We start from the raw sequence: 25685 nt of genomic DNA on the forward strand, positions 1-25685 counted from the left end.
GGAGGCAATCCGTGAGCGCGACCGCGGACCACGCGGAGGAGCGGACCAACCCTGCCGCCAGGCTGGGTTTCCAGCCCGGACAGGTGGTCCAGGAGCTCGGTTACGACGACGACACCGAGCAGGATCTGCGTGCGGCCATCGAGGAACTGACCGGCACGGAGCTCGTCGACGAGGACTACGACGACGTGGCCGACGCCGTGGTGCTGTGGTTCCGAGAGGACGACGGCGACCTGACGGACGCGCTGGTGGACGCCACCACCATGATCGACGCGGGTGCCCCGATCTGGCTGCTGACGCCGAAGACCGGCCGCGACGGCTACGTCGAGGCCAGTGAGATCGGCGAAGCCGCCTCCACCGCCGGACTGGCGCAGACCAGCAGCGTCAGCGCCGGGAAGGACTGGGCGGGCAGCCGCCTCGTCACTCCCAAGGCGGCCCGCTCCGGGAAGCGGTAGCCCGCACCCGGCCCGGAGCCGTACCGGACCGTCCGTGTGCCCCCGTGGTGATCCACCGCGGGGGCACACGGCGTTCCCGGGCCCCCGGCGCGGTCCGCGGGCGGCCCCCGGCACGGGTCGGAACGGCGCAGTGGAAGACTGGGGCACGACCGGTAACCACGACGAGAGGGACGCGCACCCCATGGCGATCGATGTCGGCACCAAGGCCCCTGACTTCGAGCTCAAGAACCAGCACGGCGAGCTCGTGAGGCTCTCGGACTTCCGCGGTGAGAAGAACGTCGTCCTCCTCTTCTACCCCTTCGCCTTCACCGGCGTCTGCACGGGCGAGCTCTGCGCCCTCCGCGACGAGCTGCCCCAGTTCGTCAACGACGACGTGCAGCTGCTCGCGGTCTCCAACGACTCCCCGTTCTCGCTGCGGGTCTTCTCCGAGCAGGAGAACCTGGAGTACCCGCTGCTCTCCGACTTCTGGCCGCACGGCGAGGCCTCGCGCGCCTACGGCGTCTTCGACGAGGAGAAGGGCTGCGCCGTGCGCGGCACCTTCATCATCGACAAGGAGGGCGTGGTCCGCTGGACCGTCGTCAACGGCCTCCCGGACGCGCGGGACCTGAACGACTACGCCAAGGCCCTCGGCGCGCTCTGACCGCCCGCACGGGCGGTGATCCCGGGGGAAACGGGCCGGTGGAGAAGCCTGTCCCCCGGGGTGGCCGCTCACTAGGATCGGTCCCGTTGATCCGATGTCATCGCACGACGGGGGCGGGGCGGTCTTCCCCTCGCCCCTCGCATCCAGGGGAGGACTTGTGGGAGTCAGTCTCAGCAAGGGCGGGAACGTCTCTCTGAGCAAGGAGGCGCCGGGCCTGACCGCCGTCACCGTCGGTCTCGGCTGGGACGTCCGCACCACCACCGGCACCGACTTCGACCTCGACGCCAGCGCCCTGCTGACGAACGCGGAGGGCAAGGTCGTCTCCGACCAGCACTTCGTCTTCTTCAACAACCTCAAGAGTCCCGACGGCTCCGTCGAGCACACCGGTGACAACCTCACCGGTGAGGGCGAGGGCGACGACGAGGCCATCAAGGTCAACCTCGCCGCGGTGCCCGCGGACGTCGCCAAGATCGTGTTCCCGGTCTCGATCTACGAGGCCGAGAGCCGGCAGCAGAGCTTCGGCCAGGTGCGGAACGCCTTCATCCGCGTGGTGAACCAGGCCGACAACAACGAGCTGGCCCGCTACGACCTGACGGAGGACGCCTCGACGGAGACCGCCATGGTCTTCGGCGAGCTGTACCGGCACGGCTCGGAGTGGAAGTTCCGGGCCATCGGCCAGGGCTACGCCTCCGGTCTGCGCGGCATCGCGCAGGACTTCGGCGTCAACGTCTGACACCCGCGACCGCCCGGCGCCGCACCTCCCCCAGCGCGGAGGTGCGGCGCCGGCCGCAGCGGGGACAACGCCGCGGTGCCGGCGGCGCCCGGCGGGATCAGCAAGGCATCACAGAGGGGGAGGAACAGATCATGGGTGTCACGCTCGCAAAGGGAGGCAACGTCTCCCTGTCCAAGGCCGCGCCGAATCTCACCCAGGTCCTGGTGGGCCTCGGCTGGGACGCGCGGTCCACCACGGGAGCGCCGTTCGACCTCGACGCCAGCGCGCTGCTGTGCCGCGACGGCCGGGTGCTGGGCGACGAGTACTTCGTCTTCTACAACAACCTCACGAGCCCGGAGGGCTCCGTCGAGCACACCGGTGACAACCTCACCGGCGAGGGCGACGGCGACGATGAGTCCCTGCTGCTCGACCTGACCAAGGTCCCGGCGCAGGTCGACAAGATCGTCTTCCCGGTCTCGATCCATGACGCCGATGTCCGGGGGCAGACCTTCGGGCAGGTCAGCAATGCCTTCATCCGGGTGGTCAACCAGGCGGACGGTGCGGAGCTCGCCCGCTACGACCTCAGTGAGGACGCGTCCGGCGAAACCGCGATGATCTTCGGCGAGGTGTACCGGTACGGCGGCGAATGGAAGTTCCGGGCGGTCGGACAGGGGTATGCGTCGGGTCTGCGGGGGATCGCTCTAGACTTCGGGGTCAACGTTTCGTAAAGCCGCGCACTGCGCGCGGGGGACCCGTACTCACGATTGGGTAGCCAGTGCTCCTGAAAACCTTTGGCTGGTCCTTCGGCGTCACCGCCGCGGGACTGGCCGCCGCAGCCTATTTCTGGGGCTGGCAGGGGTTCGCCGTCGTGGCGATCCTGTCGGTCCTGGAAATCTCGCTGTCGTTCGACAACGCGGTGGTCAACGCCGGTGTGCTGAAGAAGATGAACGCCTTCTGGCAGAAGATCTTCCTCACCATCGGCATCCTGATCGCCGTGTTCGGTATGCGACTGGTCTTCCCGGTCGTGATCGTCGCCATCACGGCCAAGGTCGGACCGATCGAGGCCGTCGAACTGGCCATGCGCGACCCCGACCAGTACGAGATGCTGGTCACCGACGCCCACCCGGCCATCGCCGCCTTCGGTGGCATGTTCCTGTTGATGATCTTTCTCAACTTCCTCTTCGACGAGAAAGAGCACCACTGGCTGTCCTGGTTCGAGAAGCCGCTCAGCCGGCTGGGCAAGGTGGACGGCCTCGCCGTCGGCATCGCGCTGGTCGTCCTGCTGGTCACCGCCGCGACCATCGCCACCGAGGCCGCGCAGCACGGCGGCACGTACGAGGACAAGTCGGCCACCGTGCTCCTCTCCGGCGTCGCCGGCCTGATCACGTATCTCTTCGTGGGCGGGCTCTCCGGCTACTTCGAGGAGAAGCTGGAGGAGGACGAGGAGCACGACGAGGAGGTCAAGGAGCAGGCCCGGCGCGAGGGCAAGGACCCGTCCCTGGTCGGCCTCGCCGGCAAGGCCGCGTTCTTCATGTTCCTCTACCTCGAAGTGCTGGACGCCTCCTTCTCCTTCGACGGCGTCATCGGCGCCTTCGCCATCACCAACCACATCTTCTGGATGGCGCTGGGCCTCGGCATCGGCGCGATGTACGTCCGTTCGCTCACGGTCTACCTGGTCCGCGAGGGCACCCTCGACGACTACGTCTACCTGGAGCACGGCGCGCACTACGCCATCGGCGCCCTGGCCGCGCTGCTGCTCATCACGATCAAGTTCCACATCTCCGAGGTCATCACCGGCCTCATCGGCGTGGGCCTGATCGCGGCCTCCTTCTGGTCCTCCGTCCGCCGCAACCGCGGACTGGCCGCCGAGGGCCGTGAGGAGGAGACCAAGGTGTCACCGGGAGTGTGACCCGGTCCGGAGTGTGACCACGCTCCGAATGAGGAACGCTCTGTGCGGGGCGGCCACCAGGCAGCGGAACCCGGAACCGGCCGGGCCGCCGGCCGCCGTGGCCGCCCCGCGGTGCTGCCCGGTCCGCGCTCCCGCGGGCCGGTCGAGGGGACGAGAGCAGTGGGGGTGTCCAGCGTGGCGTTCTGGAACAGGGACTGGTCCTGGCCTTCCTGGCTGCGGCCCGCCGACGGACGGTCGGTCTTCGAGAGTGGCAACCCCGCCACCAACGCGATAGAGCTCACCAAACGACGGCAGACCGTCTCGCTCACCAAGCAGGGCGCGGCCAGCGGCAACCTCCGCGTCAACCTCTCCTGGCGGATGCGGACCTCGGACATCGGCGGCTACACCAAGCGCGGCGGGCTGCTGCGCAACCCGGGCAGTCTCTTCAAGCCGGAGATCGTGCAGGCGCAGGGCCCGGCCGTGGTCAAGATCGACCTCGACCTGGCCTGCATGTACGAGCTGAAGGACGGCTCCAAGGGCGTGGTGCAGCCGCTCGGGAACTTCCTCGGCGACATCAACAGCCCGCCCTATGTGAAGCTCAGCGGCGACGACCGGTTCGGCGGCACCTCGGGCGAGACGATCTACATCAACCTCGACCACCGGGACGAGTTCAAGCGGCTGCTGGTCTTCGTCTACATCTACGACGGCACCCCCGCCTTCGACCGCACCCACGCCGTCGTCACGCTCTACCCCAGCAACGGCCCGCGGCTGGAGATCGGGCTCGACGAGCGGGCCCCGCAGGCCCGCTCCTGCGCCGTGCTGCTGATCGAGAACGTCAAGGGTGAGCTGGTGGTGCGCCGCGAGGTGCGGTACGTCTACGGCTTCCAGGCGGAGCTGGACCGGCTGTACGGCTGGGGACTCCAGTGGGGGCCGGGGACGAAGGAGAAGGTCTGACGGGCGCGGCGGCCGGGGGCGGCGGCCGCGCTCCCGGGCCCGCCCGGCCGCCGGCCGGTCAGCGGTTCCGCTGGAACTGCGGCCCCTGCGGCGGCAGCGCGAACGCCGGGTCCGGCGCCGGCGGCGCGGGGTGCTGCGGATAGCCGTAGGCCGCCGCCGGGTGGTGCGGGTAGCCGTACCCGGAGCGTGCGCCGGGGCGCCTGCAGGACAGGGGCCGGGGCGGCGGCGGGGGCGGAACGGCGGCTGCGCGGGCGGGCGGCCGGCGGTGGCGGCGGATAGCCGTAACCGGGCCGGTGCGCGCGGGTGGCGTCGTCCGGCGCGGCGGCGGGCGCGGCGGCCGGTTCCCGGTGCGGTGCGGGCACCGGCTCGGTGAGCGCCTCCGGGGCGGGCGACGGCGCGGGTGCTCCGCCGGACGGGGCGGTGCCGGAGGGCTCGTCCCCGGCGTCCTCCACCGAGATGCCGTACTCGGTGGCCAGACCGATCAGCCCGGTGTCGTACCCCTGGCCCAGGGCGCGGAACTTCCAGGTGTCGCCGCGCCGGTAGAGCTCGCCGCAGATGAGGGCCGACTCGTCGCCGGTCTCGGGCACCACGTCGAAGACCGCGAGCGGCTCGCCGCCGTTCCCGGAGACCTCCGGCGAGGCGTCGAACAGCAGCAGCCGCAGATCCGGCACCCCGCCGAACGCGCCGCCGTCGGACGACGCGGCCAGCACCACCCGGTCCACCACCGGTTCCAGTGCGGAGATCTCGGCCTCGACGGTGTCCGTCAGCGCGTCCGCCAGCCGCTTCTTGGGCAAGTGCCGCACCAGGCCGGAGGGGTGGCGCGGCTGGTTGTAGAAGACGAAGTCCTCGTCCGAGCGCACACGGCCGTCCGCGTTCAGCAGCAGCGCGGACGCGTCGACATCGGGCACCCCGGGCCCGGGAGTCCAGCGGAGCACCGCCCGTACGGCGGATGCGTCCAGCGGGATGTTCGACCCCTTCAACATCGCGTGCGTCATAGCGGTCATCCTGCCTTCCCGGGGCAGGCGGGTACAACGCGGGGACCGCATCCCGTGCCCGCCGGACCGGGAACGGACGGGGAACGGACACGGGCGGGATACGTGATTTTCATGTCCGCAAGGGCTTTCGAGCCTGAACGCAACGTACGATTACCGGCCAGATCGCGTCACGGCGCGACAGATCACAGGGGGAGTTGCATGCGCCACTTCGGGTACGTGCCGCCCGATGTCCGGACGGCCCTGTTCCACCGGGAGCCGGGCCGGTTCGACGTCGACTCCCCAGCTCAGCGGCTCGCCGTCGCGCTCGGAGCCACGCTCTACAGCCCCGCGACCCGGCCCGCGCTGGCCGAGGACGTGATCAAACAGATGGGCCGCGGGGTCGTCTCGATGGTGCTGTGCCTGGAGGACTCCATCGACGACGCCGACGTGGCCGGCGCCGAGGAGAACCTGGTCCGGCAGCTCCACGCCCTGCTGGAACACGACTCCGAGCTGCCGCTGCTCTTCATCCGGGTGCGGTGGCCGGAACAGATCACGGACCTCGTGCGCCGCCTCGGGCCCGCGGCGCGGCTGCTGTCCGGATTCGTCCTGCCCAAGTTCACCGAGGAGCGGGGCGTTCCGTTCCTGGAGGCGCTGACGGAGGCCGAGAACGCCTGCGGGCGGCGGCTGTTCGCCATGCCCGTCCTGGAGTCGCCGGAGCTGCTGCACCTGGAGAGCCGCGCGGAGACCCTCGCCGGCATCCGGCGCAGCGTCGACAAGTACCGGGACCGGGTCCTGGCGCTGCGCCTGGGCGTCACCGACTTCTGCTCGGCGTACGGACTGCGCAGATCCCCGGACATGACGGCCTACGACGTGCAGCTCATCGCCTCGGTGATCGCCGATGTGGTCAACACGCTCGGACGGGCGGACGGCACCGGGCTCACCGTGACCGGGCCGGTGTGGGAGTACTTCCGCCTCCAGGAACGGATGTTCAAACCGCAGCTGCGGCGCAGCCCCTTCACCGGCCGCGCCGAGAAGCTGCGGACCGCGCTCATCGAGCACGACATGGACGGCCTGCTCCGGGAGATCGAACTCGACCGCGCCAACGGCCTGCTGGGGAAGACCTGCATACACCCCTCCCACGTCGCCCCGGTGCACGCGCTGTCCGTCGTGAGCCACGAGGAGTACAGCGACGCGGTCGACATCCTGCGGCCCGAGCGGGGCGGCGGCGGTGTGATGCGCTCCGCCTACACCAACAAGATGAACGAGGTGAAGCCGCACCGCGCCTGGGCCGAGCGGACGCTGCTGCGCGCGGAGATCTTCGGGGTGGCGCGGGAGGACGTGACCTTCGTGGAGCTGCTGGCGGCCGGCATCACGTGACCGAGAACGGCGGCAGCGGCCGCGGCACACCCAGGGTACGGACGACAGCGGAAAGGCGAGGCGTTCACAGGATGCGGCAGGAGCGGGAGTGGTCCGGGGCGTGGGTCGCGGAGCGGCTCGGTGTCGAGCTGCGCGAGGCGGACCGGCCGGAGGACGGCGACGGGCCGGGCCTTGAGGCCGGGGAACCCGCGGCCGGCGACGCCGCTGCCGGTACGGGCGGCGCTGCCGGTGCCGGGGATCGGGGCGGCGCGGCCGGCGTGACCGGCACGGCCGGTCCGGCCGGTGCGGGGACGCTGCGCGGGCTGCTCGGCCTGGCGCTGCGGCGCAACCCCAGACGGGCGCATCTCCTGGTCTCCCAGGTGCTCGGCAAGCATGTGCCGCAGCGCCCCGATGTGGTCCACGAGGCCGGGCTCGGCCTGGGCCGCCGGGTGCGGCGGCTGCTCGGCGAGGAGGCGGCCGCCCGCGCCGTCGTCCTCGGCTACGCGGAGACGGCGACCGGGCTCGGGCACAGCGTCGCCGACGGGCTGGCTCCGGCGGCGTACCTCCACTCGACCAGGCGGCCCGTCCCGGGCCTCGCGCCGGTCGGCGGCTTCGAGGAGGAACACAGCCACGCCAGCTCCCACCTGCTGCTCCCCGAGGACCCGGACCTGCTCGGCGGGGACGGGCCGCTCGTGCTCGTCGACGACGAGTTCTCCACCGGCCGCACGGTGCTCAACACCGTCCGGGCACTCCACGAGCGGTTTCCGCGCGACCGGTACGTGATCGTCGCCCTCGTCGATCTGCGGACCGACGAGCACCGGGACGCCCTGCGGAAGGCCGCGGCCGATCTGGGGGCCCGGGTGGATCTCGTGGCGCTGGCCTCGGGAACGGTCCGGCTGCCGGAGGACGTCCTGGAGCGGGGACAGGCGCTGGTGGCGCGGTACGAGGCGGGCGCGGTGGCCGGTGCCGGCGGCGGTGCCCCGTCCGGAGCCGGCAGCACTCCGGCGGCGGTGCGGCGGGTGGAACTCGGCTGGCCGCACGGACTGCCGGACGGCGGACGGCACGGCTTCGTGCCCGCGCACCGGGCACGGCTGGAGGCGGCGCTGCCGGCGATGGCGGACCGTATCGCGGAAGCGCTCACGGCGGACGGCGCCGTGGCGGTCGCGCCGGTACCGGAGCCCGTCGCGGCCGTGCCGGGGCCGGCTTCCGTACCCGGGCCCGCTGCCCCCGTACCCGGGCCGGCCTCCGTTCCGGAGCACGCCGCCGGCCGGCCGGGTCGCGCCGAGCCGGGCGCCCCGGGGCGCGTACTCGTCCTCGGCTGCGAGGAGTTGATGTACGCGCCGTTGCGGCTCGCCCAGGCTCTGCAGCGGACACTCGGCGAACGGACCGAGGTGCGGTACTCGACGACCACCCGCTCACCCGTCCTCGCCGTCGACGACCCGGGCTACGCCATCCGCACCCGGATCGCCTTCCCGGCGCACGACGCGCCGGCCGACGGCCCGGGGGAGCGGTACGCCTACAACGTCGCGCCCGGCGCCGACCCGGCCCGCCGCTTCGACGCCGTCGTGACGGTCGTGGACTCGGCCGCCGACACGGCCGAGCTGCACGCCCCGGGCGGCCTGCTGTCCGAACTGGCCCGTCACACGGACCGGGTGCTGCTGGCGGTCGTCCCGTCCCACGTGCCCCGGCCCCGGACGGGACGGACGGAAGGCGCGGCCGGGCCGGGCCCGGAGACGACCCCGGACACGGACCCCGCCGCGAAGGCGGCCCCGGTGTCCGCGGAGGCCGGCCCGGGAACCGTGCCCCCGCCCAACGGACCGGCGCCCGCCGCGCTGCCCGGCCCGCTGCGCGGACCCGACTTCTCCTCCTACCGGCCGGACGAGGTCGGCTGGCTGCTCCAGGACCTCTCCGCCGTCCCCCTCGAAGCCCCCGTCGAGGAGCGGGAGGAGGCCGTGCAGCGCGGTGGCGCGCACTACGCCGAGTCGCTGCCGGTCGAGTACCAGCCCAGCGAGGACTACCAGCGGCTGTTCCGCACCGCCCTCGACACCTCCGCCGCGCGGATCGCCCGCGCCGTCGGCACCGTCACCGAGACGCTGCTCGCCGAGCGCGCCGGCCGGGGCACCGGCCGTCCCGTCCTGGTCTCGCTCGCCCGCGCCGGCACCCCCGTAGGCGTCCTGATGCGCCGCTGGGCGCTCCACGCGCACGGGCTGGACCTGCCCCACTACGCCGTCTCCATCGTCCGCGGCCGGGGCATCGACACCACCGCGCTGCGCTGGCTCGCCGAGCACCACGACCCGGCGGACGCCGTCTTCGTCGACGGCTGGACGGGCAAGGGCGCCATCACCCGCGAACTCGCCGCCGCGATCAAGGACTTCACCCGCACCACCGGCGTCACGGGCTTCGACCCGGAGATCGCCGTCCTGGCCGACCCGGGCGGCTGCGTGCGGACGTACGGCACGCGTGAGGACTTCCTGATCCCCTCAGCCTGCCTCAACTCCACGGTCTCCGGGCTGGTCTCGCGGACGGTGCTCCGCGCGGACCTGGTCGGGCCGGACGACTTCCACGGCGCCAAGTTCTACCGGGAACTGGCCGGTTCCGACGTCTCCGGGCACTTCCTGGACGCCGTCTCGGCGCGCTTCGGCGAGGTGGCGGAGCGGGCCGCGGCGGACGCGGCCGAACTGCTGTCGGACACCGGCCGCGCGCCGACCTGGGAGGGCTGGGCGGCCGTCGAACGGATCAGCGAGCAGTACGGGATCCACGACGTGAACCTCGTCAAGCCCGGGGTGGGCGAGACGACGCGGGTCCTGCTGCGCCGGGTCCCCTGGCGGGTCCTCGCACGGCGGGGCGCGGGCGCGGACCTGGACCACATCCGGCTGCTGGCCGAGCAGCGCGGGGTGCCGGTGGAGGAGGTCGGCGAACTGCCGTACAGCTGCGTCGGACTGATCCACCCGCGCTACACGCGCGGCGCGACGGGCGCGGACGGCAAGGCGGTGATCTCCGCGTGAGCGCCGACGAGACGGCGGGCCGGGACGGAACCGTGAGCCAGGACGAGCCCGTGAGGCACGGCCAGACCGCGGGGAACGACAAGACCACAGGGAACGACCAGACCGCAGGACGGGACGAGACCTTGAGCACCGGCGCCACCCCGGCCACCGGCGGAAGCGTGGGCACCGGCGCGGCGGCGCCCACGCCCGCCGCATCCCCGTCACCGCACCCGCCCGGTCCCGGCCCGGGCCCGATCCTCGTCGCCAGCGATCTCGACCGCACCCTGATCTACTCCGCGGCCGCCCTCGCCCTCGACATGGCCGACGCCCTCGCCCCCCGCCTCCTCTGCGTCGAGGTGTACGAGCACAAACCGCTCTCCTACCTCACCGAGACCGCCGCCGGGCTCCTCGAACACCTGGCGCGCGAGGCCGTGTTCGTCCCGTCCACCACCCGGACCCGGGCGCAGTACGGCCGCATCCGCCTCCCCGGGCCCCCGGCCCCGTACGCCGTCTGCGCCAACGGCGGGCATCTGCTCGTCGACGGGGAGTCCGACCCCGGCTGGCAGCGCCGGGTGCGCCGCACGCTCGACGAGGGCTGCGCCCCGCTCGCCTCCGTGCGCGAGCACCTGCTGCGCTCGGCCGACCCGGAGTGGCTGCTCAAGGAGCGGGTCGCCGAGGACCTCTTCGCCTACCTGGTGGTCGACCGCGCGCTGCTGCCCGACGCCTGGGTCAAGGACCTCGCGGACTGGGCCGACGGGCAGGGCTGGACGGTCTCGCTCCAGGGCCGCAAGATCTACGCCGTGCCGAAGCCGCTCACGAAGAGCGCGGCCGTCGCCGAGGTGGCGCGGCGCACCGGCGCCTCCCGGGTGCTCACCGCGGGCGACTCGCTCCTCGACGCCGACCTCCTGCGCGCCGGTGACCAGGGCTGGCGCCCCGGCCACGGCGAACTGGCCGACACCGGCTGGACCGCGCCGCACGTCACAGCGCTCGCCGAACGGGGCGTGGCGGCGGGCGAGGCGATTCTGCGGTCCCTGGTGCGGGCGGTGGCGGCGTGAACGAGGATGGCGCCATGGCTGATACGAACACCACCACGGGGGCGGCGCGCGAAGCCGGGAAGCGCAGCCCGCTCGACCCGGACCAGGTCACCCCGCTCACCCCCGAGCTCTACGACTACGTCCTGCGCCACAACCCGCCGCTGGACCGGGTGCGGCGGGAACTCGTCGACACCACCTACGAGAAACTCGGCGGCCGGGCCCGGATGCAGGTCTCCGAGGAGCAGGGGCCGCTGCTGGCCTTTCTGGCGAAGCTCGTCGGAGCCCGGCTGATCGTCGAGGTCGGCACGTTCACGGGGATGTCGGCGCTGTGGATGGCCGAGGCCCTGCCGGACGGCGGCAAGGTGATCACCTGCGACGTCTCGGAGGAGTGGACGGCGTACGGGCGTGAGGCCTGGGCGAAGGCGGGCGTCGCGGACCGCATCGACCTTCGCATCGGCCCGGCCCTGGACACCCTGCGCGCCCTGCCGGCCGATCCGGGGATCGACCTGGCCTTCATCGACGCGGACAAGGAGAACAACGGCCGCTACTGGGAGGAACTGGTGCCGCGGCTGCGCCCGGGCGGGCTGATCGTCGTGGACAACGTCTTCTTCCACGGCGAGGTGACGGACCCGCAGGCCACGGGCGGCGGCGGGGCCACCCGGGAGTTCAACGAGCAGGTGCTGGCCGACGACCGGGTGGAGTCGGTGATGCTGACGGTCGCCGACGGCCTGACCCTGGCCCGCAAGCGCTGAGCCCCGGCTGGGCGGGCGTCGGACGGGCGTCGGCCGGAGGCCGGGGCCGGTCCGGGCCGTGACGGTCTCCTGCGAGCCGGCCCGTACCGGCCTGCCCCGGCCCGGCCTCCCGTGTCAGCCGCAGCAGCCGCCACCGCAGCAGCCGCCACCGCCACCACCGGAGGTGGCCGGTGCGGCCGGTGCGGAACCGGAGGCCGTGCCTCCGACAGCCACGGTGGAGAGCAGCTTCACGGTGTCCTCATGGCCTTCCGGGCAGACGGCGGGGGCGGAGGACTCGGCCATGGGACGGCTCAGTTCAAAGGTGTCGCCGCAGGACCGGCAGCGGTACTCGTATCGGGGCATGCGGCCAGATTAGCCGCCCGCGGGAGGCGGTGGGGCGGGCGCCCGGTGCACCGCCACCGCTTCCGGGCACGCCGTCCAGCCCCTGCCGCCGGAACGGGCGGCGGCGGCGCCGCCCGGGCGGGCACGGGCTCGCCCCGCCCCCGCCCTGCCGTCCGGTTCACCGTCCGGGCAGGCCGTGCCGTGCGGTGCCGTCGCCCGGGTCACTCCGGTACTCGCCCGTCCGACCCGCGGCCCCGGGCTCCCTGATCCGGTTCACTGCCCGCACTCCGCGCCGCCCGGCGCACCGACGGGCACCGTCTCAGTGGCCCGCGCCCAGCTCCTCGCGGATGTCGCCGACGACGCGCGCCACCGTCCGCCGCACCGCCTCCGTCTCCAGCAGAAAGTGCCACCAGTCGGGATGCCGCCCCTCCAGCCCGGCCACCGCGCGGTCCAGCCGCACCACCGCGTCGTCCAGCGGGCGCGCGTGCCGGGGGTCCGGGGTGTCACGGCCGGCCATCGCCAGGCGCTGCGCGTCGCGGATGGCGAAACGGGTGCGCTCGGTCTCCTTGGACGGGTCGGCGGAGACCTCGTCCAGCCGGCGCAGCCGGTCACCGGCCGCCGAGACGGCCTCGTCGGCACCGTTGAGCAGGGCCCGTACCGTGCTGAGCCGGGCCGTGGCGTCCGGCCAGCGCTGTTCGCGCCGGGCCTCCTGGGCTTCGCGGAGCTTCTCCTCCGCCTGTTCGACGGCCCGGGTGGCCTCCTCCGGCACCGGCTGGAGGTCCTGCCAGCAGGCCGCGCTGTAGCGGCGGCGGAGCTCGCTGAGGATCGGGCCGACGCCCTCCGTGCGGGTGGTGATCGCCTCGGCGCGGGTGCGCAGGGTGACCAGGCGCCGGTCGATCTCGGCCGCGCGGGCGGGCAGTTGCTCGGCCTCGCTGCGTATCGCCTCGGCCTTGCGCAGCACGTCGTCCGCGCGCCGCAGGGTGTCCTGGACGCCGTGCTGCCCGGCGCCCTGGTTGAGCTTGGTCAGCTCGGGGGAGAGGGCGGCGAGGCGGGCGGCGAGATCGTCGGCCCCGAGACCGGAGGCCCGTACGGAGTCGAGCGCCCCGGTGGCGGCGAGCAGGGCCTGCCGGGCGCGTTCGACGGCGGGGGCGAGGCGGGCGAGCTGGGTCTCGGCCTTGTCGAGGAGCGGGGTCAGACCGCTCGCGAAGCGGTCGAGCTCCGCCTTCGTCCGCCGGAGGTCGTCCCGGGCCCGGTCGAGATCGGCGCGGGCGCGGGAGGCGGTGGCGGAGTCGAGGTCGTCGCGGTCGAGGTCGTGGGCGTCGACGGCGTTGATGTAGCGGTGGCTGACCTCGTCGATGCGCTGCCCGAGAGCCTGGAAGTCGGCGGCGGCGCGGCGGGCGGGCGGCGAGCTGTCCACGGCGACGATGGTCTCGATGGAGATGCGCAGATCGCGCTGGGCGGAGTCGAGCTCGTAGAAGGCGGCAGCGGCGGCGTCCTTGGCGGCCTGGGCCTGCGCACGCTGGTCGTCGCGCCCGCCGCCGAACCAGCGCCGGGTGCCGCCGCCGGAGAAGGCGAGTGGCGCGGCGGCGGCGAGGAGGGGCAGAAGCGGGAGCGGCAGCAGGACGAGCCCGAGGAACGGCCGCACCGGGCCGCTGCCGGGCGGAAGGCGGCGGACCGTCGCCGGCCGCCCGTACGGCTGCGCAGATCTCGCCGTCACATCTCTCTCCCGTGCCGCGTCCGCCCCCTCCGGCAGATCACTGCCGGGTAGGGACATTGTCCCACCAGGGGTGAACGAATACACGGCCCGATTCGTTCGCGATCTTGCGCAGTCGGCCGCCTACTCGGCCGTGCGGACGGTGATGTTCCCGTTGTCGCTGCGGACGGTGATCCGGTGCTTGCTCGCGGTGTCGCGCGGCACCGTGACGTCGGCGTCCCCGTTGCGGGCCACGGCGTCGACCCGGTAGGTGGCGCGCGGCAGGCCGACGGAGACGGACCCGTTGTCGCTGGTGACGTCCACCTGGTCCGGCACCCGCGCGAACCCGAGCTCCACGGAGCCGTTGCCGGCCTCGGCGGACACCCGGCGCGCGATGACACCGGTGGCCTTCACCTCGCCGTTGTGGCTCGTGAGCTTCAGCGGGCCCCGGGAGTCCTCGACCCGGACCGGTCCGTTGTCGGAGCGGAGCTCGAGCGCGGTGGCGAAACCGGTGGCGGTGATCTTCCCGTTGTCCCCGTCCACGGTCACGGCGACATCGCGCGGCACCTGCACCCGGTGCCGGGAGCCGCAGTTGTCGATCAGCCCTTCGCAGCGGACGCCGATCCGGAGGGTGTCCCCCTTCATCTCCCAGAACTCCTCGACGTCCCCGCCGAGGGCCGTCCACCCGCTGAACCACCGGGTGACCCGGACGTCCTCGACCTCGGCGGGCACCAGCTCGACCGAGGTGTTCTCCGCGTCGATCTTCAGGACCTCCCCGCCGAGGGAGAACGCCCGTCGCTCGGGGGTCTCGTCGTCGCCGGCGTCACCACCGCACCCCGCGACACCCGCGACCAGAACGGCCGCGCCCACGGCGGCGATCAGGCCCCGCCACCGACGGCGTGAACGGGAGCGGGACGGGAGCGGAAGTCGGCGGTGAGGCATCACGATGAACTCCGAACGGGCCGGTGGAACTCCGGGTGGAAGGGTCACTCCGAACCGTAGGGACCCGGCCCGCCCCGAACGATCCGGCCGCCCACCCGATCCGGGGTGGGGCCACCCCCCGTACCCGCGGCTGTGCTCCCGTCCATTGCCGGACTCCGGCCACCTACCGTCACGTTTATGGGCAGAAGCCATCGGCCATGTAGTCTGTCCCATCGTTCCCGGGGGCGCATAGCTCAGTGGTAGAGCGCTGCTCTTACAAAGCAGATGTCGGCGGTTCGAACCCGTCTGCGCCCACCAGTCCCCGCGCATGACGAAGGCCCAGGCCGTCCGGCGGAGAACCGGAAGCCTGGGCTTCGTTCGTGCCCCCGCCGACGGGCGGCGGAAGAGGCGACGTGCCACTTGCGCGCTGGGAGGGCCGCTTGATCTCGCATCTTCCTGATCTGCCGGTCGACGTGATCGGCGATCTCCTGAAGCCGCACAAAGGCTTGGTTCCACCGCAAAAGCCGCTGAGGTGATCTTCGCGGGCCATTCGTCCGGATGCGGGCATCCGCCGGCCGGATGACACTGAGGGAAGTGCCCGTCCCCAGAGATCAGGGAGACCCACGATGATTCAGAAGCTGCACGAGAAGGGCCTGCGCAGCGAACACGCGTACACCGCAGGCTTCCTGTCCATCGGCCTCTCCATCGCCGCCTGGGCTGCGTCACTCAAGGCAGAACAGGGACTCGGACTCGATCGCGCCGACCGGTGGGGCATCTTCGTCGGCGAATGGGCCCCCACATTCTTCGGCGTCGGGCTGGCGCTCTCCCACTACGAGCAGCAGGAGGGCACCCTCACCGCCGACGTGCACGACTTCCGTCGGGAAAGGGAACGCCAGGCCATGTAACGCGACCGCCCGTCCCGTAGGTCATGCGTGACGGGTGCGGCGATACGGCGGTCGGGGCGGCCGGCGGGTGCCGGATCCGTGCCGGATCGAGCGGTGGGCCACGGTGGATGGGGCCGCGCGTGCAGGTGTGAGCGTCCTCGGGCCGGCCCAACGCCCCGAAACCGCTGATGGCAGGCGCGGACCGCTCTGCGATGGGTGCCAAGCCCGCGCGGCGGAACTCGGCGCTTCGAACCCGTCCGCGCCCACCAGCCAGAAGACCCCCGGCCGATCACGGCCGGGGGTCTTCGACATCCCTTTCCGACATCAGCGGGTCCTGCCGGCCCGTGGTCCGGGCCGTCGTGTCGAGGGCCGTGATGCTCTGCGCCGCACCGTCGAATCCCGCCCTGCGGATCGCGTGTCGCGCCGCATGCGCGGGCGCATCGAGACCTGCCGCCGGCCACGCGGTCCGGCACCGGGGTCGCGGGGAACCGCCGGGTCCCCGGCGCGGTGGCCGTCCCGTGCGTTCGCCGAGCCTGCCCCCGGGTGGCGTCTCCGACGGCGGATCCCGTTCCCCGGCGGTGAGCCGGCCCCGGCCGGGGCTGTCCGAGCGGCGGGCGCGGGCGGCGGGATCGGAGCCGTATCCGCCCCCGGTGAGTCCGCCCCGACCTCACCGTGCACATGCACAATCCGGCGCCCCGATCCGGCTTCCCCGCTCCATCGACCGCGCCGCGGCGGCTCCCGCAGACTGCCCGAAACATCCCGCCGAAACCTTCTGAGCAGGAGCCCGGGCAATGACGTCGTACACCAAGCATTTCATCGGCGGGGAGTGGACCCCGTCCGGGAGCACCGAGACGATCGATGTGGTCAATCCCGCCGACGAGCAGGTGATCGGCTCGATACCGGCCGGCACCGCCGAGGACGTGGACCGCGCCGTGCGGGCCGCCGCCCAGGCGTTCGAGATCTGGTCCCAGACCTCCCCGTCGGTGCGCGCCGCGCATCTGATCCGGATCCAGCAGGTACTGGAGGCGCGGGGCGAGGAGATCGCGCGGCTCGTGGCCAGTGAGGTCGGCACCCCCGTGCAGGAGAGCCGGGTGCTCCAGGCCGGGCTGCCCGCGTTCACCTTCGGCCAGGCGGCCGACCTGGCGTCCGGTTTCGACTACGGACCGGAGGAGGTCGGCAACTCGCAGGTCGTGCGGGAGCCCGTGGGCGTGGTCGGATGCATCACCCCGTGGAACTTCCCGCTCCACCAGGTCTCCCTCAAGGTGGCGCTCGCACTGGCCGCCGGCTGCACCGTCGTCCTCAAGCCCTCCGAGGTCGCGCCGCTCTCTGCGCTGCTGCTGGCCGAGGTCGCCGAGGAGGTCGGGCTGCCCGCCGGCGTGCTCAACGTGGTGACGGGGTACGGGCCGGTCGTCGGCGAGGCCCTGGTGGCCCACCCCGAGGTGTCGATGGTGTCGTTCACCGGGTCGACCCGCGCCGGCCGCCGGGTCGCGGCGCTCGCGGCCGACACGGTGAAGAAGGTGGCGCTCGAACTCGGCGGCAAGTCGCCCAACATCATCCTCGACGACGCCGATCTGCGGGCCGCGGTCACCGACGGTGTGGCCAAGTGCTACCTCAACTCCGGGCAGACCTGCATCGCCCTCACCCGCATGCTCGTCCCGCGCGACAAGCTCGACGAGGCCGGGCGGATCGCCGCCGAGGTCGCGAGCGGCTACCACGTGGGCGACCCGCAGGCGGAGGAGACGCAGATCGGCCCGATGGCCAATGACGCCCAGCTCAAGCGGGTACGGGACTACATCGCCGCCGGGATCGCCGAGGGTGCCACGCTGCTCACCGGCGGGCCCGACGCCCCGCAGGACGGCCCCGGCTACTTCGTCGCGCCCACGGTGTTCAGCAATGTCAGCAATGACATGACCATCGCCCGGGAAGAGATCTTCGGTCCTGTGTTGTCGCTCATCCCCTACGACACCGAGGAGGAGGCCGTCGCCATCGCCAACGACACACCCTACGGCCTGGCCGGAGGCGTGTGGTCGGGCGACCCCGAGCGGGCGAAGTCGGTCGCCCGCCGGATCCGGGCCGGCATGGTCGACGTCAACGGCGGAGCCTTCAACCCCTTGGCGCCTTTCGGCGGTTACAAGCAGTCGGGCGTGGGCCGTGAGGCCGGGCGGATGGGCTTCGAGGAGTTCCTGGAGACCAAGGCCATCCAGCTCTGACACCCGGGGAGCGCCCGGCGCCCACCGGGAGCGCGATGTCCCCACGCACGCCGGGGGACACCCCGGATGTACGGCGGCCACACGGTCCGGACCCCAACCGGACCCCTGGGACGCACGCCGGCGCCATGGCCGGCGGACCATCCGACCGGGGACCCACCGAGGGCCCCGGTCGCATCGAGCAGGCATCTACCGGGCCGCCGGGGGACGGCGGTGGCCCGGTAGGTGCCGGTGGGCGGCCGTCACGCGGCAGCCGCAGAGAGAGGACGCACTATGTACGACTTCATCATCGTGGGTGCGGGATCGGCCGGCTGTGTGCTCGCCGCGCGGCTCAGTGAGGATCCGGACGCGCGGGTGCTGCTGCTGGAGGCCGGCGGGCCCGACGACGCGCAGGAGATCCACATCCCCGCGGCTTTCGGGAAGCTGTTTCGCACCAAGTACGACTGGGACTACCTGACCGAGCCCGAGCCGGGGCTGGGGAACCGCCGCCGCTATCTGCCGCGCGGACGGATGCTCGGCGGCTCCTCGTCCATGAACGCCATGATCTACATCCGCGGCAACCGGCGGGACTACGACGCCTGGGCGGCCGCCGGGGCCGAGGGCTGGGGGTGGGATGACGTCCTGCCGTACTTCCTGCGCGCCGAGGACCACCACGCCGGCCCGTCGCAGTGGCACGGCGCGGGCGGACCCCTGCCGGTCAACCCGGGCCGTTCCCGGCACCCGCTGATCGACGCGTTCGTCACCGCGGCGCAGGAGGCCGGACACCCCTTCAACCCGGACTTCAACGGCCCCGAGCAGGACGGCGTCGGCACTTACGAACTCACCCAGCGGGGCGGCCTGCGGTGCAGTACCGCCACCGCCTATCTGCGTCCCGCCCTGGACCGGCCCAACCTGGAGGTGCTCACCGGTGTCCAGTGCAACCGGGTCCTCTTCGACGGGGACCGGGCCGCCGGTGTCGAGATCGACCGCGGCGGCGCCACCGAGGAGCTGCGGTGCGCGCGGGAGGTCGTCCTCTGCGCCGGCGCCTACAACTCGCCGCAGCTCCTCATGCTCTCCGGCATCGGTCCCACCGACGAGCTCACAGCCCACGGGATCACCCCCCGGGCCGACCTGCCGGTGGGCGAGAACCTCCAGGACCACGCGCACCTGGCCGTCGTCCACCTCACCGACACCGAATCCCTGCTGAGCGCCGAAACGCCGGACAACGTGCGGCTGCTGGAGACCGAAGGACGCGGCCCGCTGACCTCGAACATCGGCGAGGGCGGCGGCTTCTTCCGCACCACCGACGGCCTCGACGCCCCGGATGTGCAGATCCACGCCGTCCCCGCGATGTTCCACCAGGAGGGCCTGGGGGCGATCACCGACCACGGCTTCCACATCGGCGCCGTGCTGCTCGCCCCCACCAGCCGCGGCACGGTCACGCTGCGCTCGGCCCTTCCCAGCGCGAAGGTGCGCATCCTGCACAACTACCTGACCACGGAGGAGGACCGGGCGACGGCGGTCCGCGCGCTGCGCCTGGTGACGGACATCGCCGGCCGGCCCGCGATGCGGGCGCACCACCGGGCGGACTTCCTCGCCCCCGACCCCGGCTGCGGCGACGACGACCTCCTCGCCTACGCCCGGCGCGAGCTGCAGACGCTCTACCACCCCGCCGGCACCTGCGCGATCGGGTCGGTCGTGGACCCGGAGCTGCGCGTGCACGGGGTGACGGGGCTGCGGGTGGCCGACGCCTCCGTCATGCCGACGGTCGTCCGGGGCAACACCAACGCCCCGACCATCATGATCGCGGAGCGGGCGGCGGACCTGATCCGAGGGACCGCGGGACCGGCCGGCGCGACCGCGTCCGCCGACGTGGACGCCGCGGCGGTGCGCGTGGTCCGTACAGTGCCCCCGGCGCAGCCCGCCGGTTCCCCCGGTCCTGTCCGTTCCGTGCGTCTGGTCGACCCGGCGTGACGCCGCCTCCCTCCCCGGCTCGCGGGGCCGCCCACGCGGCCCGGCGGGGACCGGTGATCGCACGGCCTCTCCCCACGACCGGCACCCGTGGTTACCCTGCCAGTGGCCCGGCTTCCGGAATCGGGCCACGGCCCGACGCGGGGGGAGCCCCCATGACCGTGATCTTCCATGACTCAGGAGTGCACCGGCTGGCCGACGTCCTGCTGCCAGGGGTCGACCGGTTCGCCGACCTGCTCGCCGACCGGATCGCGGTCGAGGAGGAGGCCTACCACGAAGGCGTACCCGTCCCGTACGGCGAGCTCCGTACGGCCTGTGCCGAGAACCTGCACTCCATGATCACCCAACTCGGCCGGGACACCCTGGACCTGCGGGTCCCCCGGGACACCGGCCGCTTCAAGGCCGAGCGCGGCGTGCCGCTGTCGGCGGTCACCCACGCCTACCGGCTCGCCGGCCGCTTCCTGTGGGAATGCGTCCTCAACGAGGCGGGCGACTCCGTCCCGCGGGAGGTGCCGTACGCGGCCTCGGCGGTGTGGATGGTCAGCGATGCCTTCACCGACGCTGTGACCGGCGCGTACCGCGAGACCATGGCGGAGCGGGCCCACTGCGACCGGCAGGTGCGGAGCCTGCTCCTGGCGGCGCTCCTCGACGGCCGGCTGGACGAGGGCGCGCACCTGTGGGAGTGCGCCGAGGCACTGCGCCTGCCGCCCCGTGGCGTCTTCGCCGTGGTGAGCTGCGAGAAGGTGCCACCGGCGGCCACCGGGCCCGGCCTCCGCCGCCTGCCCGGCGGCCGGCCGCCGCACGGGGCGGAGGGATCGGGCGGAGCCGGCGGAGCGGAAGGAACTCTGCGCGCCCTCGGCGTCGCCTCGGTCTGGCGGACGGAGGGCGAAGCCCTGGTGGGGCTGCTCTCCCTGGGCTCGCCGCGGGCCCTGCCCGAGGTCACCGGGCTCCTCCGGCGGCGCGGCACCGGACGGGTCGGGGTGAGCGCCCTCTTCCACGGACTGGAACACGCGCCCGCCGCGCTCCGCCAGGCACGCCTGGCCTGCGCCTGCGTCCCGCCCGGCACCCGGGAGGTGGCCTCGTACGGCGACTCCCCGGTCGGGCTGATGGTCGTCAGCGCCCCCGACTCGGCCGAGCACGCCGTACGGGAGGTGCTGAGCCCGGTTCTGGACCTGCCCGCGCACGAGCGGGACGTGCTGCTGGAGACACTGGCTCAGTGGTTCGCCGTCGGCGGCTCCTCCACCGAGACGGCCGCCCGGATGTTCTGCCACCGCAACACCGTCACCCACCGGCTGCGCCGCGTACAGGAACTCACCGGCCGGTCCCCGACCGACCCGGTGGGCGCCAGCGAGATCCATCTCGCCCTGGAGGCACGGCGGTTGCTGGCCGGACTGCCGAGCGGGCCGACGGCGCGGACGGGTCCTGGCGGTTCCACGGATTCCGTCGGTCCGGCCGGTCCGGCCGGACCTGTGGGACCGGTCGGTCCGACGGGTCCGGGGGGTTCGGTCAGTCCGATCCGTCCGGTCGGCCCGGCCCGTTCCGGCCGGCCCGCGAGTCCGGCGGGGCGCTGACGCACAGCCCTCGGGACGGGCCGGGGCCCGGTTCCCGGGCGGCAGGCTCTCATCCGCGGGCTGCCGGTGCGGCCCGGTGCCCCTCTCCTGTCCGGCCCGTCACCGCCGTGCCGGCCGGAGGCCGTCGGACCCGATGGCATCCGGTGGTGCTGGCGGTCGCCGTCCGGGCGGACGGCCCGTAACGGGAGTGGTCCGTACCGCGGCGCCGGGTGGGTCCCCGGTGGCCGGTGCCGTGCAGCCCTGCCGCCCATGGAGCCTGCGGGAATGCGCCCGGCCGGTGAGGGCGGTTCCCCGCTCGGCGGGCACCGCGGCACGGAGACACCGTGGCGGCCGTGGACGCGGCTCCCGTCCCCGTTCACCGTTCTCCCGCCGGGCGGCTCCCCGTGCCGGTCCCGACCGACGCGCGCACTCTCCGTCCCGCCCGCGGGGCCCGCCCTCCGCCCCTGTCCCGGCCCGTGCGCCGCCCCGGGTATCCGGTCTCCGTCGCCGTCCCGAGCACCCGGTCCCCGTACCGGGCGTCCGGGCCCGGGCTCCGCGCCCGGGCCGGCCGGTATCCGCGTGTGCCGCGCCGCGGCCCCGTGGGTCAGCACCCTGTTCGTCCACCTCCCACACCACCGTGAACATCCCGAGCGAAAGAAGGCCCTGTCATGCCCACCCTCTCCGTCAACGGCACCACGCTCGCCTACGACGACGTCGGTCCGCGCGACGCCACCGCCCTCGTCTTCAGCCACTCCCTCTTCTTCGACCGGACGATGTTCCGCCACCAGGTGGAGCGCTTCTCCCGGGAGTACCGCGTCATCACCTACGACCACCGCGGACAGGGCGGGAGCGCGCCGTCCGCCGCCGCCTCCCTCGGCATGGAGACCCTGTCCGAGGACGCGGCAGCGCTCATCGAGGCACTCGGCGCCGGCCCCTGCCACATCGTCGGGAACTCCCTCGGCGGCTTCATCGCCCTCCGGCTGGCGGCCCGCCGCCCCGACCTCGTACGCTCCGCAGCCGCGCTGGGATCCTCGGCGGAGGAGGAGCACAAGGTCGCCGAATTCGACCCGCTCGTCCAGGAGCTGCGGGCCAACGGCACGCGCAATGTCGTGGACGCGGTCATGTACGTCATGCTCGGTGACGCGACGCTGGCCGACCCGGAGAAGAAGGAGCTGCGCGAGCACTGGCGCGCGTACATCGAGCAGCTCCCCCCGTCCATCGGGGACGCCGCGCACGCGGTGGTGCACCGCGAGAGCGTGCTGGACGAGCTGAGCCGGGCGCGGGTGCCGGTCCTCGCCGTCGCGGGCGAGGAGGACCACGCGTACCCGCCGCCGCTCTCCGAGCGGATCGCGGAGACGGCGCCGGACGGCCGCTGCGCAGTGGTGCCGCGGGCCGGCCACTCGGTGGCCCTGGAGCAGCCGGACCTCGCCAACGGGCATCTCGCCGCCCACTTCGCCGCAGTGGACGGTGCGTCCCGGCCGGCGTGACCCCGCGAGCAACGCGCCGGCCCCGGTCCCCCTCAGGGACCGGGGCCGGCGCACGGGGCCCGTGTGCGGCCGTCCGCCCGGCGCTACGCGCCGCCGTCGACCGGGCCCGCCCCGGCGCCCGTCAGGATGCGGACCTCCGCCTCGGTGAAGTCCGCGCCGCCCCGTTCGCGGGCGTCGAGGACCGACCCGAGCCAGCCCAGCAGGAAGCCGAGCGGTATCGAGATCACCCCGGGGTTGCTGATGGGGAAGGCAGCCGGGGCCTTCTCTTCCGGTCGCGGCTGTCCGCGACCTATACGGTCGTGCGTCTGCCGACCAGGTCCTTGATCTCCTCCGGCAGCGCGCCGGCGGTCGGCAACAGTGGCAGCAGCTCCGGTTCGCGTGTCAGCGCGCGGAAAACGAGCGCGACGCTCACCTCGTGGCCGGGGCGGTGCACGATCTCCACCGGATCGTCGGCGCGGATGTCCCCCGGCTCGATGACACGGAGATACGCACCCGGCAGCGCGGCCTCGGTGAACCGCCGGATCCAGCCGTCGCGCTCCAGCCGGCCCTGGAATGTCGCGCACGGGATCCGGGGGCACGACACTTCCAGGACGACGTCCGGTCCGATGCGCCAACGCTCGCCGATCAGCGCGCCGTTGACGTCGAGGCCGGCGGTCGTGAGGTTCTCCCCGAAGAAACCGTTCGCGAGCGGCCTGCCCAACTCGGACTCCCAGCCGTCGAGATCCTCGCGGGCATAGGCGTAGACGGCCTGGTCGGAGCCGCCGTGGTGCTTCACGTCGTAGACCCGGTCGCTGGCCAGGCCGACCGCGCCGGTGCCTTTGGGGCCGGGGGCGGCGACGGCGACCGGGCCCTCGACGGGCCGCTTGTCGATTCCGGTCGCGCTGAGACCCTTCCAGGGGTTGGGGCGGGGCTTGCCGACATTGACGGAGAGCAGCTTCATCCGGGCGACGGTACGGTTCGTCGCCCCTGAGCGCGACACCTTTCCCGGCACCGCCCCTGCCCCCTGCCACACCGCGGAGTCTCATCGGAAGGCTTTGGCGAGGCGGAGCAGTCCCTCGCGGATCTCCTCCGGGGTGTGGGTCGTGAACGACATCCGCAGCGTCGCCGGGTCCGGCGGGCCCGCGTGGAACGGGGCGCCGGGAACGTAGGCGACGTCGTGGGCCACGGCCTCGCGCAGCAGGGCCGTCGCGTCGTGGCCGCCCGGGAGGCGGACCCAGAGGAACATGCCGCCGTCGGGACGGTTCCAGGTGCTGCCGTCCGGAAGGGCAGCGGGGAGGCCGCCGAGCAGGGCGTCGCGGCGGGTGCGGTAGGCGGCGCGGACACGCGCCAGGTGGGCGTCCAGGTCGGCGTCGGCCAGGTAACGCGCCGCGGCCGCCTGGTCGATGGTGGAGGAGTGCAGGTCGAGGGCCTGCTTGGCGATCACGCAGGCGCGGCGCAGCGCCGCGGGGGCGCGGAGCCAGCCGAGCCGGAGGCCCGGTGCCATGATCTTGGAGAAGCTGCCGAGCAGGACGGTACGGTCGGCGGCCGCGCCGAGGGACGCGATCCACGGCACGGAGCTGCCCTCGAACCGCAGCTCGCCGTACGGGTCGTCCTCCACGATCCACAGGCCGTGGCGCCGCGCGGTGCCGGCGACGGCCTGCCGGCGCTCGGCGGGCAGCGTGCGGCCGGTGGGGTTCTGGAAGGTGGGGACGAGGTAGAGCAGCTTCGGCCGCTCGCGGGCCACCAGCTCCTCCAGCGCGTCCGGGTCGACGCCGTCCTCGTCGGAGGGCACCGGCACCACCCGCGCCCCCGCGAGGCCGAAGCACTGCAGCGCCGCCAGGTAGGTGGGGTCCTCGACGAGCACGGTGTCCCCGGGCTCCAGCAGGGTCGTCGCGAGGAGCGTCAGTGCCTGCTGGGAACCCGCCGTGATCAGCAGGTCGTCCGGCCCGGTCGGCAGTCCGCGGACTCCGAGCCGGGCCGCGACGGCCGCGCGCAGCGCCGGGTCGCCCTCGGTCGTCGAGTACTGCAGGACGCGCCGCGGTGCCTCGGCCAGGACGCGGTCGTACGCGGCCCGCAGCCCTTCGGCGTCGAAGAGCTCCGGCGCGGGCAGCCCGCCCGCGAACGAGATCACCTCGGGCCGGGCGGTGAGCGCGAGGATGTCGCGCACGGGCGACGAGCCGACCGAGGCGGCACGACGGGCGAGGACGGGGGGCTGGGCCGCTGGGGCTGCTGGGCTCGTCATGGCCGAAGCCTAGGGAAGATCGGTGGCCTGCCCATCTACTTTCCGGCATGTGGGCACCATCCGGGCGCCTGCCGCCGGCCGGGCGGCTCCGGTACCCGCCGGGCGGGTGGGACTCCCTGCCGGGGAATGGGTCCGGAAGACCCATGTGCCGGAACGGGACGCGGGCTACGGTCGCGCGGGTGGGGAGTGGTGAGGACGAGCAGCAAGGAGAGACGGCCCCGGTGAACCGCCGACGCGATCTGCCACTGGTGTACTCCTGTTCCGGATGCTCCAGCGCCGCCCAGATGACGAACTGGCTCGCCGTTCAGCTCGACCGGCGCGGGATCGCCGAGATGTCCTGCATCGCGGGTGTCGGCGGTGACGTGCCCAGTCTGGTGCGGAAGGCCACGAGCGGGCGTCCCGTCGTCGCGATCGACGGGTGTGTGCTGCGGTGCGCCCGGAACTGCCTGGCCCGGCACGGGGTGACGCCCACCGTGCACCACCTCCTCAGCGACGACGGGGTGCGCAAGCGGCTCGGCGAGGACTACGACCCGGAGCAGGCCGAGCGGGTGCTGACCGGCCTGGTCGACCGTCTTGCCACGGCACCCGTGGAAGGGAGGGAACGCGATGCGCACGGTGGGTAAGCCAGCCGGTGGCCTCCGGACCGGACGGACGGGGAGCCCAAGGGGTGCGGCCCGGGCCGGGGCCCCCACGACGGTGCCGAAG

23 protein-coding genes and 1 tRNA gene are annotated in these 25685 nt (G+C 73.4%); 17 read left to right on the plus strand and 7 right to left on the minus strand.

Translation table 11 applies throughout. The annotated features are described in order from the left end of the window. The first annotated feature begins 11 nt into the window (after window positions 1–11). The 6 genes from E4N63_RS23255 to E4N63_RS23280 all read left to right on the plus strand — a co-directional run bounded on the left by E4N63_RS23255 (window position 12) and on the right by E4N63_RS23280 (window position 4646). Window positions 12–452: a DUF3052 domain-containing protein gene (locus tag E4N63_RS23255; RefSeq protein WP_019709241.1), complete on the plus strand. Its 441-nt coding sequence runs from the start codon at window positions 12–14 to the stop codon at window positions 450–452. 181 nt (window positions 453–633) lie between these two features. Next, window positions 634–1092, plus strand: a complete 459-nt coding sequence (locus tag E4N63_RS23260; RefSeq protein ID WP_125624019.1) for a peroxiredoxin — start codon at window positions 634–636, stop codon at window positions 1090–1092. Window positions 1093–1249: 157 nt separating this feature from the next. Continuing rightward, window positions 1250–1825: a TerD family protein gene (locus tag E4N63_RS23265; RefSeq protein WP_030545331.1), complete on the plus strand. Its 576-nt coding sequence runs from the start codon at window positions 1250–1252 to the stop codon at window positions 1823–1825. Window positions 1826–1956: 131 nt separating this feature from the next. Next, the gene (locus E4N63_RS23270; RefSeq protein ID WP_019709244.1) at window positions 1957–2532 is read left to right on the plus strand and encodes a TerD family protein; all 576 of its coding nucleotides are present in this window, start codon (window positions 1957–1959) and stop codon (window positions 2530–2532) included. 47 nt (window positions 2533–2579) lie between these two features. Beyond that, entirely contained in the window at window positions 2580–3713 is a 1134-nt protein-coding gene (locus E4N63_RS23275) for a DUF475 domain-containing protein (protein WP_125624020.1), read from the plus strand. A 174-nt stretch (window positions 3714–3887) separates the two neighbouring features. Then, window positions 3888–4646 (plus strand): Tellurium resistance, encoded by a 759-nt coding sequence (locus tag E4N63_RS23280; RefSeq protein WP_374112821.1) that lies wholly within the window; start codon window positions 3888–3890, stop codon window positions 4644–4646. Here the strand turns inward: E4N63_RS23280 and E4N63_RS23285 are convergent. Beyond that, complete coding sequence (locus E4N63_RS23285; protein WP_374112822.1) at window positions 4568–5641, minus strand: TerD family protein; 1074 nt, start codon at window positions 5639–5641, stop codon at window positions 4568–4570. The genes E4N63_RS23280 and E4N63_RS23285 overlap by 79 nt on opposite strands. 198 nt (window positions 5642–5839) lie before the next feature. On the opposite strand from E4N63_RS23285, the gene E4N63_RS23290 reads away from it, so the two are divergent. The 4 genes from E4N63_RS23290 (at window position 5840) to E4N63_RS23305 (ending at window position 11746) form a co-directional block, all read left to right on the plus strand. Then, on the plus strand, window positions 5840–6997 hold the full coding sequence (locus tag E4N63_RS23290; protein WP_125624022.1) for an HpcH/HpaI aldolase/citrate lyase family protein: 1158 nt from the start codon (window positions 5840–5842) through the stop codon (window positions 6995–6997). A 71-nt stretch (window positions 6998–7068) separates the two neighbouring features. Further along, window positions 7069–9981: a phosphoribosyltransferase gene (locus tag E4N63_RS23295; protein ID WP_230241616.1), complete on the plus strand. Its 2913-nt coding sequence runs from the start codon at window positions 7069–7071 to the stop codon at window positions 9979–9981. A 233-nt stretch (window positions 9982–10214) separates the two neighbouring features. Continuing rightward, window positions 10215–11015, plus strand: coding sequence for an HAD family hydrolase (locus E4N63_RS23300; protein WP_125624031.1), 801 nt, complete (start codon window positions 10215–10217; stop codon window positions 11013–11015). Window positions 11016–11029: 14 nt separating this feature from the next. After that, window positions 11030–11746 carry an O-methyltransferase gene (locus E4N63_RS23305; RefSeq protein ID WP_230241617.1) on the plus strand — a complete coding sequence of 239 codons (717 nt, stop codon included), beginning with the start codon at window positions 11030–11032 and terminating at the stop codon, window positions 11744–11746. 114 nt (window positions 11747–11860) lie between these two features. Here the strand turns inward: E4N63_RS23305 and E4N63_RS23310 are convergent, their stop codons facing one another. From E4N63_RS23310 to E4N63_RS23320, 3 genes are all read right to left on the minus strand, one after another. Next, window positions 11861–12088 (minus strand): zinc ribbon domain-containing protein, encoded by a 228-nt coding sequence (locus E4N63_RS23310; RefSeq protein WP_125624024.1) that lies wholly within the window; start codon window positions 12086–12088, stop codon window positions 11861–11863. Between the two features lie 298 nt (window positions 12089–12386). Beyond that, window positions 12387–13784 carry a hypothetical protein gene (locus E4N63_RS23315; protein ID WP_228429779.1) on the minus strand — a complete coding sequence of 466 codons (1398 nt, stop codon included), beginning with the start codon at window positions 13782–13784 and terminating at the stop codon, window positions 12387–12389. 120 nt (window positions 13785–13904) lie between these two features. Continuing rightward, entirely contained in the window at window positions 13905–14630 is a 726-nt protein-coding gene (locus tag E4N63_RS23320; protein ID WP_230241618.1) for a DUF4097 family beta strand repeat-containing protein, read from the minus strand. Window positions 14631–14924: 294 nt separating this feature from the next. On the opposite strand from E4N63_RS23320, the gene E4N63_RS23325 reads away from it, so the two are divergent. From E4N63_RS23325 to E4N63_RS23355, 6 genes are all read left to right on the plus strand, one after another. Continuing rightward, window positions 14925–14999 (plus strand) — tRNA-Val (locus E4N63_RS23325). 308 nt (window positions 15000–15307) lie between these two features. Beyond that, window positions 15308–15586 carry a hypothetical protein gene (locus E4N63_RS23330; protein WP_125624026.1) on the plus strand — a complete coding sequence of 93 codons (279 nt, stop codon included), beginning with the start codon at window positions 15308–15310 and terminating at the stop codon, window positions 15584–15586. Window positions 15587–16356: 770 nt separating this feature from the next. Continuing rightward, window positions 16357–17775 (plus strand): aldehyde dehydrogenase family protein, encoded by a 1419-nt coding sequence (locus tag E4N63_RS23335; RefSeq protein WP_125624027.1) that lies wholly within the window; start codon window positions 16357–16359, stop codon window positions 17773–17775. Window positions 17776–18045: 270 nt separating this feature from the next. Beyond that, on the plus strand, window positions 18046–19725 hold the full coding sequence (locus E4N63_RS23340) for a GMC family oxidoreductase (protein WP_125624028.1): 1680 nt from the start codon (window positions 18046–18048) through the stop codon (window positions 19723–19725). 152 nt (window positions 19726–19877) lie between these two features. After that, window positions 19878–21293, plus strand: coding sequence for a CdaR family transcriptional regulator (locus tag E4N63_RS30755; protein WP_268271044.1), 1416 nt, complete (start codon window positions 19878–19880; stop codon window positions 21291–21293). Between the two features lie 647 nt (window positions 21294–21940). After that, a complete protein-coding gene (locus E4N63_RS23355; protein ID WP_125624451.1) occupies window positions 21941–22759 on the plus strand; it encodes an alpha/beta fold hydrolase in 819 nt (272 codons plus the stop codon). Between the two features lie 83 nt (window positions 22760–22842). Here E4N63_RS23355 and E4N63_RS23360 read toward each other — a convergent pair whose 3' ends face one another. The 3 genes from E4N63_RS23360 to E4N63_RS23370 all read right to left on the minus strand — a co-directional run bounded on the left by E4N63_RS23360 (window position 22843) and on the right by E4N63_RS23370 (window position 24980). Next, window positions 22843–22986, minus strand: a complete 144-nt coding sequence (locus E4N63_RS23360; RefSeq protein WP_230241619.1) for a hypothetical protein — start codon at window positions 22984–22986, stop codon at window positions 22843–22845. Window positions 22987–23048: 62 nt separating this feature from the next. After that, the gene (locus E4N63_RS23365) at window positions 23049–23699 is read right to left on the minus strand and encodes an MOSC domain-containing protein (RefSeq protein ID WP_230241620.1); all 651 of its coding nucleotides are present in this window, start codon (window positions 23697–23699) and stop codon (window positions 23049–23051) included. Between the two features lie 81 nt (window positions 23700–23780). After that, window positions 23781–24980, minus strand: coding sequence for a PLP-dependent aminotransferase family protein (locus E4N63_RS23370; RefSeq protein WP_230241621.1), 1200 nt, complete (start codon window positions 24978–24980; stop codon window positions 23781–23783). A 221-nt stretch (window positions 24981–25201) separates the two neighbouring features. Between E4N63_RS23370 and E4N63_RS23375 the strand changes: the two genes are divergently transcribed. Beyond that, entirely contained in the window at window positions 25202–25603 is a 402-nt protein-coding gene (locus tag E4N63_RS23375; RefSeq protein WP_230241622.1) for a putative zinc-binding protein, read from the plus strand. The last annotated feature ends 82 nt before the right edge of the window (window positions 25604–25685 follow it).

It is taken from the genome of Streptomyces sp. MNU89 (assembly GCF_020982505.1).
Taxonomy (GTDB): domain Bacteria; phylum Actinomycetota; class Actinomycetes; order Streptomycetales; family Streptomycetaceae; genus Streptomyces; species Streptomyces xinghaiensis.